At 70.7% G+C, this 304-nt stretch carries 1 pseudogene; it reads right to left on the bottom strand.

From position 1 onward, the window contains the following. Positions 1 to 304, bottom strand: a pseudogene (locus H928_RS27750) (5'-methylthioadenosine/adenosylhomocysteine nucleosidase); the annotation flags it as partial.

Genomic DNA, 304 nt, shown 5'->3' with positions numbered 1-304 from the left:
AGGCACTGCTGCACGGCGATGGCCAGCTGCGCGCTCAAGGCGGCGTCGCAGTCAAAGCGCGCCCGGCCATAGCCCGGCACCTCGTAGCGCGGAAAGATCGGCGAGGCATCCATGTCGTGCTGCGCATAGCTGCTGGCCACGACCACATCGCCCACCTGCACGCCCGCGCCCAGGCCGCCGGCCACGCCGGTAAACACGATGCCGCGTGCGCCAAAGCGCTCGATCAGGGTGGCGGCCGTGCTGGCCGCCGCCACTTTGCCAATGCCCGACAGCGCCAGCACCACCGTATGGCCGTGCAGCTGGC

It is taken from the genome of Comamonas sp. B-9, assembly GCF_000410635.1.
GTDB lineage: Bacteria > Pseudomonadota > Gammaproteobacteria > Burkholderiales > Burkholderiaceae_C > Comamonas.
This window is presented reverse-complemented; position numbering and strand designations above follow the sequence as displayed.